Annotated in this window: 17 protein-coding genes and 1 tRNA gene; 9 read left to right on the top strand and 9 right to left on the bottom strand. The window is 40.7% G+C overall.

Annotated features, from left to right (window positions below):
• Positions 1-309 precede the first annotated feature (309 nt).
• The 6 genes from AC5RDS_RS00845 to AC5RDS_RS00870 all read right to left on the bottom strand — a co-directional run bounded on the left by AC5RDS_RS00845 (position 310) and on the right by AC5RDS_RS00870 (position 6,128).
• Positions 310-867, bottom strand: coding sequence for a sugar O-acetyltransferase (locus AC5RDS_RS00845; RefSeq protein ID WP_013612756.1), 558 nt, complete (start codon positions 865-867; stop codon positions 310-312).
• Positions 868-906: 39 nt separating this feature from the next.
• A complete protein-coding gene (gene speA / locus AC5RDS_RS00850; protein ID WP_013612757.1) occupies positions 907-2,796 on the bottom strand; it encodes a biosynthetic arginine decarboxylase in 1,890 nt (629 codons plus the stop codon).
• A gap of 377 nt (positions 2,797-3,173) precedes the next feature.
• Entirely contained in the window at positions 3,174-3,812 is a 639-nt protein-coding gene (locus AC5RDS_RS00855) for a murein L,D-transpeptidase catalytic domain family protein (protein ID WP_013612758.1), read from the bottom strand.
• A gap of 10 nt (positions 3,813-3,822) precedes the next feature.
• Entirely contained in the window at positions 3,823-4,734 is a 912-nt protein-coding gene (locus AC5RDS_RS00860) for a L,D-transpeptidase (RefSeq protein ID WP_229091323.1), read from the bottom strand.
• Between the two features lie 220 nt (positions 4,735-4,954).
• Positions 4,955-5,446 (bottom strand): hypothetical protein, encoded by a 492-nt coding sequence (locus tag AC5RDS_RS00865; protein WP_013612760.1) that lies wholly within the window; start codon positions 5,444-5,446, stop codon positions 4,955-4,957.
• 1 nt (position 5,447) lies between these two features.
• Positions 5,448-6,128 carry a DUF3800 domain-containing protein gene (locus AC5RDS_RS00870; RefSeq protein WP_013612761.1) on the bottom strand — a complete coding sequence of 227 codons (681 nt, stop codon included), beginning with the start codon at positions 6,126-6,128 and terminating at the stop codon, positions 5,448-5,450.
• A gap of 249 nt (positions 6,129-6,377) precedes the next feature.
• Between AC5RDS_RS00870 and AC5RDS_RS00875 the strand changes: the two genes are divergently transcribed.
• Complete coding sequence (locus AC5RDS_RS00875; protein ID WP_215658259.1) at positions 6,378-6,557, top strand: type II toxin-antitoxin system RelE/ParE family toxin; 180 nt, start codon at positions 6,378-6,380, stop codon at positions 6,555-6,557.
• Between the two features lie 61 nt (positions 6,558-6,618).
• Here the strand turns inward: AC5RDS_RS00875 and AC5RDS_RS00880 are convergent.
• Positions 6,619-6,691, bottom strand: a tRNA-Pro gene (locus AC5RDS_RS00880).
• An 80-nt stretch (positions 6,692-6,771) separates the two neighbouring features.
• Here AC5RDS_RS00880 and rbfA point away from each other — a divergent pair.
• The 5 genes from rbfA (at position 6,772) to pheS (ending at position 10,701) form a co-directional block, all read left to right on the top strand.
• The gene (gene rbfA, locus AC5RDS_RS00885; RefSeq protein ID WP_195305485.1) at positions 6,772-7,107 is read left to right on the top strand and encodes a 30S ribosome-binding factor RbfA; all 336 of its coding nucleotides are present in this window, start codon (positions 6,772-6,774) and stop codon (positions 7,105-7,107) included.
• A gap of 52 nt (positions 7,108-7,159) precedes the next feature.
• A complete protein-coding gene (locus tag AC5RDS_RS00890; RefSeq protein WP_118103014.1) occupies positions 7,160-8,362 on the top strand; it encodes an ABC transporter permease in 1,203 nt (400 codons plus the stop codon).
• Between the two features lie 14 nt (positions 8,363-8,376).
• Entirely contained in the window at positions 8,377-9,189 is an 813-nt protein-coding gene (locus AC5RDS_RS00895; protein WP_041557435.1) for a peptidylprolyl isomerase, read from the top strand.
• Between the two features lie 17 nt (positions 9,190-9,206).
• On the top strand, positions 9,207-9,596 hold the full coding sequence (locus AC5RDS_RS00900; protein ID WP_022160795.1) for a VanZ family protein: 390 nt from the start codon (positions 9,207-9,209) through the stop codon (positions 9,594-9,596).
• 85 nt (positions 9,597-9,681) lie between these two features.
• Positions 9,682-10,701, top strand: coding sequence for a phenylalanine--tRNA ligase subunit alpha (gene pheS, locus AC5RDS_RS00905; RefSeq protein WP_118112562.1), 1,020 nt, complete (start codon positions 9,682-9,684; stop codon positions 10,699-10,701).
• Positions 10,702-10,764: 63 nt separating this feature from the next.
• On the opposite strand, the gene AC5RDS_RS00910 is transcribed toward pheS, so the two are convergent.
• Positions 10,765-11,595: an OmpA family protein gene (locus AC5RDS_RS00910; protein WP_013612812.1), complete on the bottom strand. Its 831-nt coding sequence runs from the start codon at positions 11,593-11,595 to the stop codon at positions 10,765-10,767.
• A 195-nt stretch (positions 11,596-11,790) separates the two neighbouring features.
• Between AC5RDS_RS00910 and AC5RDS_RS00915 the strand changes: the two genes are divergently transcribed.
• The 3 genes from AC5RDS_RS00915 to AC5RDS_RS00925 all read left to right on the top strand — a co-directional run bounded on the left by AC5RDS_RS00915 (position 11,791) and on the right by AC5RDS_RS00925 (position 14,825).
• Complete coding sequence (locus AC5RDS_RS00915; protein WP_172719675.1) at positions 11,791-12,654, top strand: N-acetylmuramoyl-L-alanine amidase-like domain-containing protein; 864 nt, start codon at positions 11,791-11,793, stop codon at positions 12,652-12,654.
• Between the two features lie 71 nt (positions 12,655-12,725).
• The gene (lpoB, locus tag AC5RDS_RS00920; RefSeq protein WP_175315545.1) at positions 12,726-13,328 is read left to right on the top strand and encodes a penicillin-binding protein activator LpoB; all 603 of its coding nucleotides are present in this window, start codon (positions 12,726-12,728) and stop codon (positions 13,326-13,328) included.
• Positions 13,329-13,439: 111 nt separating this feature from the next.
• Complete coding sequence (locus AC5RDS_RS00925) at positions 13,440-14,825, top strand: COG3014 family protein (RefSeq protein WP_118404618.1); 1,386 nt, start codon at positions 13,440-13,442, stop codon at positions 14,823-14,825.
• 137 nt (positions 14,826-14,962) lie between these two features.
• On the opposite strand, the gene AC5RDS_RS00930 is transcribed toward AC5RDS_RS00925, so the two are convergent.
• Positions 14,963-16,333 (bottom strand): dipeptidase, encoded by a 1,371-nt coding sequence (locus AC5RDS_RS00930; protein WP_022160799.1) that lies wholly within the window; start codon positions 16,331-16,333, stop codon positions 14,963-14,965.
• Positions 16,334-16,484: the final 151 nt, after the last annotated feature.

Below are 16,484 nucleotides of genomic sequence, written 5' to 3' on the forward strand. Positions count from 1 at the left end.
GTTTTATACTTTATAATCATCTGACTATCAACTCTTATTAAGAGATTCATAAAAGTTCCAAAATTTTTCCCAAACGACCACCAAAAAAACGTCCGTTTTAATTGGAAATAAAAATTAAGAAATATGAGATTTCAGTTTAAGGGAAAAAGAAAACATAAAGATTTATGGATTGTGATTATTATCATAACCATCCTGCTATTATATACCTATTATGAAGCGAACTTCGGAAAAAAAAGAAGATTACAACAAAGCGAATCCTTATCTTCATGTTTAGTAAATGCTCCCCTTCCAAACCAGACTTCCCCTTTATCAGGCCAATTTCCGAATGATTCGGGCAGGACTTCCTCCTACCATTGAATCGTCGGGTACATCTTTAGTTACTACAGCCCCTGCAGCAACGATACAACGGTCCCCGATCGTCACCCCGGGACAAATCACAGCTCCTCCTCCTATCCAACAATCATCGCCGATTGTAATGGGCTCGCCATGTTCGGCTCCTGTTGCGCGTTCCCGATAATCGATCGGGTGCATCGGAGCATATAATTGTACATTCGGGCCGATCAGTATATTTTTCCCTAAATAAATCCGGGCCGTATCGAGAATCGTACAGTTATAATTAATAAAACCATTCTCACCTCCGTAAATATTGAATCCGAAATCACACCAAAAAGGAGCCTGTATCACTAAAGAAGGATGGGCATTCGGTAAAAATTTACGAAGTAATTCACCTCCTTGAGTATAATCCCGGAAATAAGTCCGGTTATATTCTTCCACCCATTTCAAACAGTCACGGTGCAACTTCATTAACTCCGGATCGAAAGCATAATAAGTCTCCCCTGCCTGCATTTTCTCTTTTTCTGTCTTCATATTACGATTTAATTAAAAAGCCGCTGGAAAGCGGCTTAATTATTCTAAATAAGTATATCCATACAAACCGGAGCGGTAATTGGATAAGAATTCCCTTCCCTCCTCAGGAGAAATGATCCCTTTTTTGACAGAAGTCGTCGCCCATACTTCAACGGTACGAGCCATCCGTTTAGGAGTAAATTGCACATACTCGAGAACGTCAGCAACTGTTTCTCCTTCAATAATTTTATCGATCACATATTCACCGTTTTTCACTTTGATATGCACAGCATTGGTATCACCGAACAAATTATGCAAATCCCCTAAAATTTCCTGATAAGCTCCAACCAGGAATACTCCGAAATAATAGGGTTCTTTATTGCTCAATTCATGTACCGGCAGGTGATAGGAAAAATTACGGGTAGAAATAAAATTATTGATTTTCCCATCTGAATCACAGGTAATATCCTGAATTGTAGCCGACTTTGTAGGCTGTTCGTTCAACCGGGAAATCGGCATAATGGGAAAAATCTGGTCGATCGCCCAGGAATCGGGTAAGGATTGGAAAAGTGAGAAATTACAAAAATATTTATCCGGTAACATCTTCGCAATCTTTTTTAACTCGTCGGGAGCATGTTTTGTCGCTTCGGCCATCTCGTATACTTCACGGGCAACGGACCAGAAAAGCCGTTCTACCTGTGCACGGGTACGCAAATCGATCAGGCCCAGATTAAATAAGTTCAAAGCATCTTCACGGCATTGCAAAGCATCGTGCCAAGTTTCCAACAAACGGGGCTGATTGAGATTTTCCCACAAATCATATAGTTCCTTCACCAGCTCGTGAGCATCTTCTGCCAAATCTTCATTTTCATCGAAAGCCGGAAGACTGGTACTGGCCAAGGCTTCAAAAACCAATACCGAATGATGGGCCGTCAAGGAACGTCCCGACTCGGTAATGATATTCGGCTGCGGCAATTCATTCTTTTCGCAAGCATCGACAATAGAAGAAACGGCATCATTGACATATTCCTGAATAGAATAATTCATACTATTCGATGTCGCTGAACGGGTACCGTCATAATCTACTCCCAATCCGCCTCCTATGTCTACAAAATTAATGTTATATCCCATCCGTTTCAACTCCACATAAAACTGAGAAGCTTCTTTCAGAGCTGTCTTTATACGACGGATATTGGTCACCTGACTGCCTATATGAAAATGAATCAGCTGAAGAGAATCGGCCATCTTATTTTTTTCAAGAATATCGAGAGCGTCCAAAAGTTCACTGGAATTTACCCCGAACTTACTTACATCTCCTCCTGATTCTTCCCATTTACCACTCCCTGAACTAGCCAGCTTGATCCGGATTCCGATATTCGGTTTCACATTCATTTTCTTAGCCAAACGAGCGATGGTTTTCAGCTCCATCAATTTCTCCACCACCAAAAAAATCCGTTTCCCCATTTTTTGAGCCAGCAAAGCCAGTTCGATATAACTTTCATCTTTATATCCATTACAAATGATCATGGCCTCATCATCGATATCGATCGAAAGTACCGCATGCAACTCTGGCTTCGAGCCTGCTTCCAAACCGATATTGAATTTATTCCCATGACTGACAATCTCTTCAACGACAGGACGCATTTGATTGACCTTGATCGGATAGATAATGAAATTCTTAGCCGAATAGCCATATTCCCGAGCAGCAGCCTGAAAACAATTAGAAATTTTCTCGATCCGATTATCCAGGATATCCGGGAATCGCAAAAGTACCGGGGCTTCCACATCACGAACCTGTAACTCCTCCATCAATTCTTTCAGATCGATCGAAGGTCCATCCGTTTTAGGTGTTACAGCAACATGCCCTTTTTCGTTAATCGAAAAATAGTTCAGCCCCCAACCGTTGATATTGTACAGTTCTGCTGAATCGTCAATACTCCATTTTCTCATTTCTATGCGTTGAAATCGATAATATTAGGTTTTTAAAATTCGTGCAAATCTAAGTGAATTAATCGACAATTAAAAGGTGTGACTTAAAAATTATTACGATTTCACACACAGTAAGTTAACTCAATATCCGACAATCCGGCACAATAGCTTTAATTTTATCGTCTCATCGCATCACTTTTCATCCCGGACCATTGCCCGGTTTCATTCTATTTCTATAAATTTCGAACGACTTAAAAGCAGAATAATTATAGTTTCCCGTTGTTCAGCATTCCTCTTGCCTTGCTGAAAGAATCGGAAATTCTGTCGAGATAAGATCCTCCGGACCTTCTGGTTAGAATCCTAGTGCGAAAACGACCTCGGAAAAGAGTAAATATACCTCAAGCTTTGTTCAATCCGTAAATATAGAGCAATACCCCACCTTTGATAGTATCGATGACCTGCTTACTGATATCCGGTGGTAAGGCGGGACAACCCAGACTGCGACCGAGACGCTGCTGGCCTTTCAAGACAGCAGGATCTGCATAATTAGCCCCGTGCACAACAATAGCACGTTCCCTCGCTTTATCGTTAATTCCTTTTTCCAAACCATCTAAAAATAAAGAGTAACCATTTTTTCCCATATAAGTATCACCGGTACGAAAAAATCCCAGGGAACTTTGATACGAACCGGGCCTATTGGAAAAAGCCACGGCATAATTATCCCCACTTCCTCTGCCATGAGCCACATAAGTACTCAGTAAAAGTTTTTTTTGCAAAAGATCTAAAATATAAAACCGCTTCTCCGTGGAAGGTTTGGTATAATCGATCAGTACCAACAAGCGGTCTTGTCCGGAAGCATATCGGGAAAATCCTTTGAGTGCCTGTTCGAATGCAGGAAAATTCACTTCTCCCCTCAACCCCAATTCCTGATACAACTGAAAACTAGAGGCCACCGTAGTTTCCGGTAAAGCTTCTACAGCTTTTCCGACTCTTACCCCACACACCAGACTCAAAATTAGAATAACTACTTTATACATTTTTCCTATTTTAATCAAATACAATCACCAATGCTTCACTTATAGGGGCCCAATCGTAAATGAATTTAGCATGAGAAGTGGCATTTCTCACACACATGTGCGAACGCGGAGTTGTCCCCAGCGTACCGCTATACTCCAAAACAACGGAGTCCGGATAATTTACCGGTACTCCATGCAGGTAGGCTCCTCCGGAAAAACGGCTGGCCCATGGAGCAAATCCTCCGGGCTCAATGGAACCGTCCCTTAAAAAAGGCATCGCTTCCAGCTTACGGCGAATGACATAGACTCCCGGAGGCGTTTCTCTCTTATAGGGCGGTCTATGCAATCCTGTCGTTATCGGGTTCATACTCCTGACCAACCAGGTAGAATCCCCCTGCTCCAAAGTAGCCAGGTTTTGATTCGTCCGGTCGATAAATATCAACTTCCGAAAGTCGGCCCCACCCAAACGATCTACATATTTTTCAGGTACCCACCACTCACCACCGAAAGAAGAAGGTGTCACCAACAAAAAAACCGCACTATCACGGATGACCGATACTAACGCTCCATCACGCCCATATCGTTCGGGAACTTCCCAGTTCCCTGTTTTATAAAATGGAACGGATTGATCTCTTTTCACCCCGTATTTATCTTCGATAGCCCGATAAGCGTCTTTCCGACTCGAATCCGACAATGGAGCACGGCCGTTCCGGTTTTTATAATTACTCAAAGCTCCGAACTCTTTAGCCTGATTTTCAAAATTCAACAAAGAATCTATCATCCCTGCAATCTTATCCCACTGAAAACTCCGTTCCACCTTCCTGTATTCATAATTATCCTCCAAGGTATGCCGATCGTACAACAATTGTTTTTCAATCTTCACTCCCCCATTCTCCGAGAAAAAAAATGAAAACAGAAGAAATAAAAATGACATCTTTCCCATTCCTTAAAATATCAAAATATAAAACATGTCATTTGATACGTAAAAATAATTTTTTTTCCCAAACCTCACTCCTTCTTTTCGTACTATTTATAAAAGATTCACATTCAGGTGGTAAGAATTGGCTTTATTCAATAAATATTTTATATTTGTAGAAAGTTCATCCTCCAAAGGAGGAAGGAAATCGGAAAGCGGTAAATCGATGTATTTATCGCTTTTCGTCTCAATATACTTTTGCCAGCCGACGTTTCAATTTATGTTCAATTTTATACCGGTTTCTTCCCAAAAGATAATAGGCAGTCAGTAAATAATACCGATTGTCTCCCCGGGGTTCCAGAACGATAACATAAGATTCCTGTACATCATAAAGGTAAGTACGAATGGCTACTTTGTCTTTTACGGAAAACACCTGCAAGTGTTCAGGTTGTCTTTCCTCGAGATGATATTTGATCCAATGTAGCCTCACCGCCCGATTCCGGTCATAGATCCTCTCCCTATGCAAGCGATCTTCCATTGTAATCAAATGATTGAAAAAAATGGATAAAGTATTTTTCCCTTGTGACAATGTCGGTAATACCTTCTTTTGCCTGAAATAATTTCCCGAATCGACAAAATCCCTTTTAAAAATGCCCATTAACGATGCATTACGTTCCTCCTCATCGAACGCATCCAATTCCAAAAGAGAATTATATGTCTTGATCAGATTAAGGGGCATATCAAATCTGAATTCTAAACAAGTTGAATTTTGAAATTCTTTTTGAAGTTGTACTTTCCAGATCCGTCCGGGTACGGATTTTTAACTTTTCTATGAATCGAACTTTAGCTTCCGACGCTTTCTCTGTCTGATTCAGATTATAGGCAATAGCTCCGATAAATAAATCACACAGCTGTAATAAATCCAGTTCATGAGAACGCACATGCTGAATTTTTTCAATGATCTCCATCCTGACATTCAGTATGTCTTTCAGCTTTTCAGTCCGGTAAGAGCTGAGATTATCTTTAATATCCAAATAAATATTATAATGCCAAACCGGATCCAAAGTATGAAAAAGCAACTGATAATACATCAGATAGTAAAATTTATTGTAATCATGATCACATTTATCGGCAATATACCGGCTTTTATCTACGATAATCGCCCTGAATCGTATCCCTCCTTTTTTGAAAAACCAATCTACCAACTTCGTATAAAACGGATAATTCCACTCATTCAAATAAGTCCATTTCACTTCCAGTGTATTCTTATATTTCACCCGCAAGCTTTTCAGCTCCCCCTTCATCTGTTCTATTTTATGCAAGGGAGCCGCAATATACCCCAATACCATGAACCGTTTGCCATCTTTTTGAAGATGACAGCTCTCATCGCAATAATAATTATATACCCAAGACCCACGCATGATTTTAAAGATAAGAAGATTAAGGCTAATTTAAGCAATTTTTACCTGAAAACAAAACCCAAACACATTTTTTCCCTTTACATAACAAAATCTTTGATCTGGCGGTAAAACATCGGCATTGGAAGCATGTAAAAACCGGTGATTTACCGGAAAGTTGTCATCTGTCATTGCACTTACCTTTCACTATATTTGCTGTATGAAAAGGGAAATAATAGCATTCGGAGATTATTATGACAATCTCATGAAACCCTGTCAGCGACCGAGCCTAAGAAGGTTCATTATCTACTTGACCTTCTACAGATCAGAAATAGAATTAGTACGAAATTCGTCATATTTATCAGAGATAGCCTCTATGAAATAAGGACTATGTATCATGGAAATATCTACCGGGTATTTTTCATTTTCGATGAAGGCCGGATTGTAGTTTAAGGGGTAGATTTATCAACTTTAAACAAAAAACGCACTGATAATCAGTGCGTCCTGTTTTTTGTCGAGATGACTGGACTTGAACCAGCGGCCTCCACGTCCCGAACGTGGCGCGCTACCAACTGCGCTACATCTCGTTTGCGGATGCAAATGTAATAAAAGTATCAGGAAAAAATACTATATTTGTTGAAAAATTTTTCAACTTAATTCAAATACGATGGATTCGATAAGACAAAATAAGGTAGCACGCCTGATTCAAAGAGATTTAAGTGAGATGTTTCAGCTGGAGTGTAAAGAATATACAGAAGGAGCAATGTTGTCGGTAACAGCGGTACGGGTCAGTCCGGACCTTTCTTATGCCAAGATTTATGTCAGTATTTTCCCTTCGGAACGGGTGGAGGCTGTCATGAAAAGCCTGGAAGAAAAAAATAAAAGCATCCGGTTTATTTTAGGGAAAAAAGTCGGCAAACAAATGCGCATCGTGCCGGAACTTCGTTTCTTTGTCGATGACAGCCTGGACTATATCGACAAAATCGACGAATTATTAAAATAATTCATCTATCCGGATACCGCTCTTTGTTACCGGACATCAATTCAATCCAGGAATGAAACTGTCTTTGTTTATTGCCAAACGCTATCTGTTTTCCAAAAAGAAACAGAATGCCATTAATATCATTTCGGTCATCAGTGTCGTTGGAGTTGCTATCGGAACTTCGGCATTGGTAATCATCTTATCTGTTTTCAATGGCATCGATCTGTTATTACAAAAGAGTGCGGACAGCTTCACCCCCGATCTGGTCATCAGTCCTCTGACAGGTAAATTCTCCCACTTCGACGATTCTTTGTATCAGGTACTTCGCAATAATTCGTCCGTTGCCTACTACAATCAGATCGTCGAAGAGAAAGCGCTCGTAAAATACGATGACAAGCTTTCGCCGGTAACGATCAAAGGAGTTGCCGACGACTATGCCCGTAATACCCATTTCGAGGATAACATCATACAAGGTACCTTTCAACTCAAAACCGGAGATACCTACAAATCGGTTGTCGGTTACGGTCTGGCTGCAGAATTAGGTATAGGTCTCAATTTCCTAACGCCTATGGTATTTTATTATCCGGATAAAAATGCCGGAGTTTCTGCTTCGGCTTTAAATACAGCATACCTGTACCCATCGGCTTTCTTTTCTTCCCAGCAAGAAATAGAAGGTCAATATGTACTTACAGATCTTGAATTCGCCCAACGTCTTTTCGGCATAAACGATCAGATTTCGAAGATCGAAATTAAACTGAAAGACAGTAAGCTGATCCCGGAAGTAAAAAAAGAATTATCCGATTTCACCGATACAACATATCGTCTGGAAGACAAATACGAATTGAACAAGGCCTTTTATGCTATGATGAAATCCGAAAAGCTGGCTGTCTTTATGATTCTTCTGTTTATCTTATTGATCGCTTCGTTCAACATTATCGGTTCAATTTCGATGCTCATCCTGGATAAAAAAGAAGACCTCGGTACTTACAAAGCTCTGGGAATGACAAATCAAAGAATCATTTCCGTATTCAAAACCGAAGGAAATCTTATCACAATGGCCGGCGCAGTCATTGGACTCGTCTTTGGGACGCTCATCTGTCTGTTACAGGAAAAATATGGATTGATCACACTCGGCGACGGGAGCTATATCATCACGGCCTATCCGGTCAAAATTGTTTTCGAAGATATTTTACTCATCGTGCTTGCCGTCTTATCGATCGGCTATACAGCCTCCTATTTCCCGGTAAAATATCTGGTGAATAAACTTGCCAAATGAAGAAAGGAGAAAATATGAAAAAGTTCTTTTGTGTATTATGTGGAATCTGTCTTTTTTACATGGGATATGCTCAGGAAAAAGAAGTAAAAGCGGTTATCGAGACGAATCTCGGTAACATGATTGTAAAATTATACAACGACACCCCCAACCACCGGGACAATTTCGTCCGTCTGGCCAAAGCCGGACACTATGACGGCAGTCTGTTTTATCGTGTAATCAAAAATTTTGTGATCCAGGGAGGTTCGTCGGATAGTAAAAAAGCCATTAAGGGAGCTGCAATCGGGTACGGTAAACCGATCGTTATCGATGCGGAAATCAAACCGGAGCATTATCACAAAAAAGGAGCATTAGCAGCACCGCGCCAACCCGACCGGGTTAATTTTTTCAAAGAATCGGACATTTCCCAATTTTATATCGTCCAGGGTAGGAAGTATGATCCCAAAGAACTGGATATCATAGAAAAACAAGTAAATGTTCCGATCAAAAGGGCTATTCAGCGAAAATACTATACTCCGGAGAAAAAAGCTATCCTGGACACCCTCCGAAAACAGAAAAAAGTAAAAGAATTCCGGGAAATTGCCGAGAAAATCAAACAGGATATCGCTTTCGACTGGAATGCCAATCCCAACAAAATTTATATGCCGGAGGAAAAACGGAATGCCTATATAAACGAAGGAGGTATACACCATTTGGATAAAGAATATACTGTTTTCGGAGAGGTGATCGAAGGTTTTGAGGTAATCGATAAAATTGCCGCCCTTCCGACAGACGGAAACGACCGGCCTATCACCGATGTCAGAATAAAAGTCAGAATTTTGAGCGAATAACCCCAATGCCAATGTATATGAGCAGTAAACTTCGCCATATTTTTATTCTGGCCAATATTTTATGGGTCGTGATTATTTTTATTCTCTGTGCGATGCCCAGTGATGACATCCCTGATCCACACTGGAATATCCCTCATCTGGATAAGGTAGTTCATTTCGGTATGTATTTCGTTTTATCCATTCTTTTAATCTTTCCACTCGAAGAATATAGTTGCTTAAAACTAAGCCGGATCTATCTGATCGCCATCCTGGTGGCACTGATCTACGGAGGAGGAATTGAAATATTGCAAGCCAATTTTTTCAACCGAAGCGGGGATGTGTGGGATTTGGTCGCAGATGTTTCAGGCGGCATCGCAGGCTGTCTGTGTTATCCTATTGTAAAAAGATTCATCCCCATGAAAAATTGAATTCTATTCTAAATTTCAATTTTCAATTTTTAATTCTCAATTAATTAAAGTAGTTTTGTGACTTTGATAATCAAAAGCCTTTACCATGTTAGACAAGATTAAGCAGATTATATCAGAGATCGGGAGCTTCACCGCTACCACACCTGCAGAGGTTGAGCAATTCAGGATTAAGCATTTGAGTAAGAAAGGTACCATTGCCGCTTTATTCGATGATTTCAAAAATGTACCGGCAGATCAAAAAAAAGAGATCGGAAAAGCTTTGAACGAATTGAAAACAGCAGCTTTAAATAAAGTAAATGAGTTAAAGGAAAAGCTTTGCAATTCCGATCAGGGTAAAACCGGTCTGGATCTCACTTTACCGGGAGACCTGATCAAGCTAGGAAGCCGTCATCCATTGTCCATCGTAAAAAATGAAATTCTGGCTATTTTTAATAAACTAGGTTTCACGATATCAGAAGGTCCGGAAATAGAAGACGATTGGCATAATTTTTCAGCCTTGAATTTTCCGGAAGAACACCCGGCCCGGGATATGCAAGATACCTTCTTTATCGAGAAAAATCCGGATATCGTACTGCATACCCATACTTCTTCGGTACAGGTTCGCGACATGGAAACTCATTCCTTACCCATCCGGTTAGTGACGCCGGGAAGAGTGTTCCGTAATGAAGCTATTTCGGCTCGTGCACATTGTATTTTCCATCAGATCGAAGCGCTTTATATCGATGAAAATGTTTCTTTTGCAGATTTAAAACAAACGCTGACTTATTTTGCCAAAGAACTTTTCGGCCCGGAAACCCGAATCCGGCTGAGACCGTCTTACTTCCCATTTACCGAACCTTCGGCAGAAATGGATGTTTCCTGTTCGTTGTGTCATGGAGAAGGATGTAATGTGTGTAAAGGTACCGGCTGGCTGGAAATTTTGGGTTGTGGAATGGTCGATCCCAACGTATTGGAATTAAATGGAATCGATAAGGAAAAATATACCGGTTTTGCTCTTGGAATGGGTATCGAGCGTATCACAATGTTAAAATACGGCATCAAAGATTTACGCTTGTTCTTTGAGAATGATATTCGTTTTCTGGAGCAGTTTACTGCAGCAATATAGAAAAGATAGAAGGTGTAAAATAAAAGGTAAAAGGTTGAAAAATAACCTTATACCTTTTACCTTTTATTTCAATATATCCATCAGCTTATCCAATTTCGGCGCCATGATGATTTCGGTACGCCGGTTGTGTGCCCGTCCCTCTACACTTTCGTTATTGTCCACCGGCATAAACTCCCCCCGGCCGCAAGGTAAAATCTGTAAAGGATTCACCCCATAATCTTTGGTCAGAATACGTACGACAGAAGTAGCACGTACGACACTTAAATCCCAATTATCTTTAAATTGCACGGTTTTAATGGGTTTGTTATCGGTATGTCCCTCGATGAAAACATCGATATCATGCTGTTTTTTCAGCACTTCCGCTAATTTACCCAACGCTTCTTTACCCTGTTTGTTGACCTGTGCACTCCCCGACTCGAACAACAGCTTATCCGACATAGCCACATATATTTTCCCATTCTTTTCGGTCACGGTCAATTCATCCGAGCTAAATCCAAGTAAAGCATCCTTGACACTATTCAATAAACTTTGAAGACGTGCGTTTTGCGCATCGACTTCGGCCTGTAATTTATTGATGGTAGCTTCCCGTTCGGCCAGTTTCTCCATTTTTTCCTTCAGTAACATATTCAGTTTTTCCTGTTCGGACAGATTGGAATACAATGATTTTCGATAATCGCGGATGGCTTGACCTAAACGAGTCGTATCACTCATCAGGTCAGTGATCTGTTGCTTCAATTTTGCAATCTCATCTTTCTGTTGTCCCAAATTTCTGTTCAGTACCCGTTCACGGCTTAAAGCTGCCAACCGACCGTTTTCAGCAACCATATACTTCTTTTTAGATACACACGACGTCACTGCAATCAATAAGCATAAGGCAAAAATGATTCTTTTCATTTGTGTAAAGAAATTATTTATTTGTAATATAATTAAAATCTACCGCTCTAACTACCATTTCACCACAAACTTAAAAATTATTCTGCAATTATGAAAATCCCTTTTTATGGATAGAATTAATTGGGAAAGTAGTTCCGGGATAATGCAGAATATTCTAACTTTGTAGTTAGAAATACCGATAAGAACTATTCAAATATGATCCGGCTAATTTTACATCTTTTCTTATTTTTGTTCCTTTCTAGTTACAGTTGTGAGGCTTACCGCTTCTCTTCGTCCGATCAGAAAGTATTAAATTCTTTTTGGAAATATGCAGAAGAACATCGCTTGGGCAATCTTCCTGTAAATGAAAGAATCCCTTCTATCGCCCGTTTTTTTTTAGGGACTCCTTATCAAAGCAATACTTTGAACGTCACCCGGGAGGAACTGCCGGTTATCAATCTACACGAATTAGATTGTGTGACGTTCGTGGAAAATGTCCTTGCTTTGGCATTTTTGGAACAATATAATCAACAATCGACAGAGGCTTTCGTGCAAAATATTATCCGGCTCAGATACCGGAATGCAGAGATCGTCGACTATACTTCCCGTTTACACTATTCTTCAGATTGGTTATATGAAATGCAACAAGCTCATTTGCTGACCGATATTACACAATTTGCCGGCGGGATCCCTTATTCCAAGCAAATCTGCTTTATGTCGGAACACAGTCAGAAATATCCACAACTCCAAAAAGACTCAAGCTTACTTAAAAAGATAAGAACCATTGAAACAGCAATAAATCAAAGGACGTATTATTATATTCCAAAAGATAAGATTAATGAAGCTTGTAATAAAATAAAAAATGGAGATATCATCCTGATCACAACACATATAAAAGGTTTGGACACCTCTCATTTGGGTTTTGCCTGGAAAAAAGAAGGTAAGACTTATCTATTGCACGCTTCCAGCAAGGGTAAGCAAGTGATGATTAGTTCCCTTCCCCTCCAGGAATATATGGAAGGGATCGATTCCCAAAGTGGAATTATGCTCGCCAGAGCCGCTAAAACATTAGCAGAATAGATATACAAATTTTATTCTCTCATTCTGGCATAAGAATTGATTGATAAATCAAAAACTAAAACAAATATATTATGAGAAAGATTTTCACTGTAACGATAGTATTCGCACTGGCAATTGCCTTCAGCAGTTGTGCCACACGTAAAGTATCCCGTGTCAATACGAACGAAGTCATCGATTTAAGCGGTCGCTGGAACGATACGGACTCACAACTGGTTTCAGCCGAGATGATCGGCGATCTTCTTGGAGCTCGCTGGTTGCCGGTTTATGAGAGCCAGCACAACAACAAACGTCCCGTGGTTGTTGTCGGAACAGTTACCAACAAGAGCCATGAGCACATCAATTCGGAGACTTTCATCAAAGACATAGAGAAAGCAATCATTAAAAACGGAAGTGTCCGGCTTGTACAAGCCGGGGAAAAACGGCAGGAATTACGTACCGAACGGGACGAACAAAACCAAGGTTATACTTCGCCGGAGACAGCTAAAAAATGGGGACTGGAATTGGGTGCCGATTTCATGTTGCAAGGAACCATCAATAGCATCGTCGACAGCTACAAAAAAGAACAGGTTGTCTATTATCAGGTAGATCTGGAACTGACCAACCTGGAAACGAACGAAGTGGTTTGGATGGGAGATAAGAAAATCAAAAAACAAGTTAGCGACAGAGCCCTGTAAGAGAAAGGCCACCCAGATATTAATTTTAGATTTGCGGTTTTCGATCGATCACTTACGTACAGTTAGCTGTAACGTTATACATCGTAAGTCGCAAATCAAAAACTCTAAATAATGAAATTCCGGTTTTGTATCGTCCTATTCCTTTGTTGGATCGTTTCAAGTTGTGCCACCTGGTATCAACGCACAGCCGCATTTCAGGATGCTGTAAGTAAAGGCGAGTTCGAGCAAGCTGAAAAACTCCTGCAAAAGGATAAAAAACAAGCCCGGGATAAAAACAAAATACTGTATTACCTGAATCAAGGTTATGTCGAATTTATGTTAGGCCATTACGAAAAGAGTAATCAAGCTTTCGAAATCGCCGAACAGCTGACCGAAGACCAACAACGTAATCTGCTGACAGAAGCTGCCGTATTGATCTCGAATCCGGAAATCCGTCCTTATCGCCCGGAAGATTTCGAAGTGATCATGATTAACTTTTACAAGGCTCTGAACTACCTTCAGTTGAATAATATGGAAGATGCTTTGGTAGAAGTACGTAAAATCAATATTCGTCTACAGCAATTAAATGACAAATACCCGGATCATAAAAACCGTTATCAACGGGATGCATTTGCCCAATTACTGATGGGCTTGATATACGATGCTGCAGGAGATTACAATAATGCTTTCATCGCCTACCGGAATGCTTATAACACCTATCAAACCGACTATTTAAAAAATTTCGGGTTAGCTGCTCCCGAACAATTAAAAAAAGACTTGCTGCGTACAGCCTATCAATCGGGACTCACCCAAGAGTTAGCCGGGTATGAAAAAGAATTCCAACAGAAATATACCCCGGCTCCGCTCCCGGCCAACGGACAATTAGTATTTTTTTGGCTGAACGGTTTCGGGCCGGTCAAAGCAGAATGGGGAATTACTTTTACCAAAATCGATAAAGGAGACGGGGTTATCGTATTTCACAACGAAGAACTCGGTTTGACCTTTCCTTTCTTCTGGGGAAACGGATATAGTGAAAACGACCGCAATTCCCTGGCGAACATCGATGTAGTCCGGGTCGTATTCCCGAAATATGTCGAACGCCCGCGTCCTTTCACCCAAGGAGTTATCAGCTATGACGGGAAAAACTATACTTTACAAATGGCCGAAGACATCAATCAAATCGCCTTCAAAACGCTGCACGACCACATGTTGAGGGAATTATCCAATTCGCTGTTGCGGGTAGGCATTAAACAAGGCTTGAAATATGCAGCCTCCAAACAAAATGAATGGCTCGGTCTGGCCGTCAGCCTGACCAATGCAATTACAGAGAAGGCAGATACCCGCAACTGGCAAACCCTTCCCTACTCGATTTCTTATGCCCGTGTTCCTCTACAAGCCAGTGAAAACAATATCGAATTAAAGTTCTCAGGCAATCATCCCGGAACCCAGGATCTGCAAAAACTGACCATTCCTGCCAATGGTAAACGAACCCGCTTTTTCGTCTATACCACGCTATAAGGATAAATCAGAAATGCTATCCGGCCAATTTTTTGCGAATCGGCTAATCCCCGGTAAAAATTAGCGGACCTACGATTCTGATAGTAAAATCCAGTCAGAAAAACATAGGTCCGCCAATTTAAGTAGTATGAAGAAGATTAATGCACATCTTCTACAAAATGCTTGTAGAATAACGGAATAGTACGAATGCCGTTAAAGAACTGCTCTAACGGATAATTCTCATTAGGTGAATGGATAGCATCGGCTCCCAGTCCGAAGCCCATCAAAATAGATTTGATTCCCAGCACTTCTTCAAAAGTAGCGATAATTGGAATACTACCTCCCGAGCGCACCGGTACCGGTTGCTTTCCATAAACTTCTTCATATGCTTTTTCTGCAGCTTTATATGCAGGTAAATCTATCGGACAAACATAAGACGGTCCGCCATGCAGATAGCTTACTTTCACTTTCACATATTCCGGAGCAATGGATTCGAAATATTCCTGGAACAATTTAGCAATTTTATCGTGTTTTTGATTGGGAACCAAACGGCAACTGATTTTTGCATGGGCCACAGAAGGCAGTACTGTTTTTGCCCCTTCTCCGGTATAACCTCCCCAAATACCACATACATCGAATGTGGGACGAATACCGGTTCGCTCGTTGGTAGAGAATCCTTCTTCGCCATGTACGGCTTTTATACCTAAAGATTTTTGGTAAGCTTCCAGATTAAACGGAGCTTTGGCCATTTTGGCCCGCTCATCTGCACTGACTTCCAATACGTCGTCATAAAATCCGGGAATAGTGATATGTCCTTTGTCATCGATCATATCTCCGATCATCTTACACAATACATTGATCGGATTTGCTACAGCACCTCCGAAAATACCGGAATGTAAATCAGCATTCGGGCCGACCATTTCCACCTCCCAATAGGCCAAACCTCTCAAACCGGTAGTAATAGAAGGAACGTCGGGAGCTATCATACTGGTATCGGAAACCAGAATAACATCGGCTTTCAGCATCTCCTTGTGATCCCGGCAGAATTTCGGCAAGCTCGGAGAACCGATTTCTTCTTCACCTTCCAGCATAAATTTCACATTACACTTGAGATTACCGGTTTTCACCATATATTCGAAAGCTTTAGCATGCATAAACGATTGGCCTTTATCATCGTCTGCACCACGAGCCCAGATCTTTCCGTCTTTGATCACGGGTTCAAAAGGCTGCGTATGCCACAATTCCACCGGATCGACAGGCATAACGTCCATATGTCCGTATACCAATACAGTCGGCAGAGACGGATCGATGATTTTTTCGCCATAAGTAACCGGATTTCCTTCGGTCTCATAAACTTCGGCTTTATCGGCACCGGCCGCCAGTAAAAGGGATTTCCATTTTTCTGCACAACGATACATATCGGGCTTGTGTTCTACCTCAGATGAGATAGAAGGAATACGTATCAACTCGAACAGCTCATTCAGAAACCGCTCCTTATTCTCCTCGATGTATTGGTTTAATTTTTCCATAGTTAGGTTGAAAATTGAAATTAAATAATTAGAAATTCTTCACAAACGGTATAAAGATAAGAAGAAAAGCTAAAAAGTAAAAGGTAAAAGGCAAAAAAGGCATTTCCCTTTACAGACTAAATTATTTTCAATTTTCAATTTCTAATATTCA

The sequence above is a fragment of the Odoribacter sp. genome (assembly GCF_985060555.1).

Coding starts and splice junctions, on each gene's coding strand:
- AC5RDS_RS00845 (WP_013612756.1), bottom strand. CDS start 867: ATGAAGACAGAAAAAGAGAAAATGCAGGCAGGGGAGACTTATTATGCT.
- speA (WP_013612757.1), bottom strand. CDS start 2,796: ATGAGAAAATGGAGTATTGACGATTCAGCAGAACTGTACAATATCAAC.
- AC5RDS_RS00855 (WP_013612758.1), bottom strand. CDS start 3,812: ATGTATAAAGTAGTTATTCTAATTTTGAGTCTGGTGTGTGGGGTAAGA.
- AC5RDS_RS00860 (WP_229091323.1), bottom strand. CDS start 4,734: ATGGGAAAGATGTCATTTTTATTTCTTCTGTTTTCATTTTTTTTCTCG.
- AC5RDS_RS00865 (WP_013612760.1), bottom strand. CDS start 5,446: ATGCCCCTTAATCTGATCAAGACATATAATTCTCTTTTGGAATTGGAT.
- AC5RDS_RS00870 (WP_013612761.1), bottom strand. CDS start 6,128: ATGCGTGGGTCTTGGGTATATAATTATTATTGCGATGAGAGCTGTCAT.
- rbfA (WP_195305485.1), top strand. CDS start 6,772: ATGGATTCGATAAGACAAAATAAGGTAGCACGCCTGATTCAAAGAGAT.
- AC5RDS_RS00890 (WP_118103014.1), top strand. CDS start 7,160: ATGAAACTGTCTTTGTTTATTGCCAAACGCTATCTGTTTTCCAAAAAG.
- AC5RDS_RS00895 (WP_041557435.1), top strand. CDS start 8,377: ATGAAAAAGTTCTTTTGTGTATTATGTGGAATCTGTCTTTTTTACATG.
- AC5RDS_RS00900 (WP_022160795.1), top strand. CDS start 9,207: ATGAGCAGTAAACTTCGCCATATTTTTATTCTGGCCAATATTTTATGG.
- pheS (WP_118112562.1), top strand. CDS start 9,682: ATGTTAGACAAGATTAAGCAGATTATATCAGAGATCGGGAGCTTCACC.
- AC5RDS_RS00910 (WP_013612812.1), bottom strand. CDS start 11,595: ATGAAAAGAATCATTTTTGCCTTATGCTTATTGATTGCAGTGACGTCG.
- AC5RDS_RS00915 (WP_172719675.1), top strand. CDS start 11,791: ATGATCCGGCTAATTTTACATCTTTTCTTATTTTTGTTCCTTTCTAGT.
- lpoB (WP_175315545.1), top strand. CDS start 12,726: ATGAGAAAGATTTTCACTGTAACGATAGTATTCGCACTGGCAATTGCC.
- AC5RDS_RS00925 (WP_118404618.1), top strand. CDS start 13,440: ATGAAATTCCGGTTTTGTATCGTCCTATTCCTTTGTTGGATCGTTTCA.
- AC5RDS_RS00930 (WP_022160799.1), bottom strand. CDS start 16,333: ATGGAAAAATTAAACCAATACATCGAGGAGAATAAGGAGCGGTTTCTG.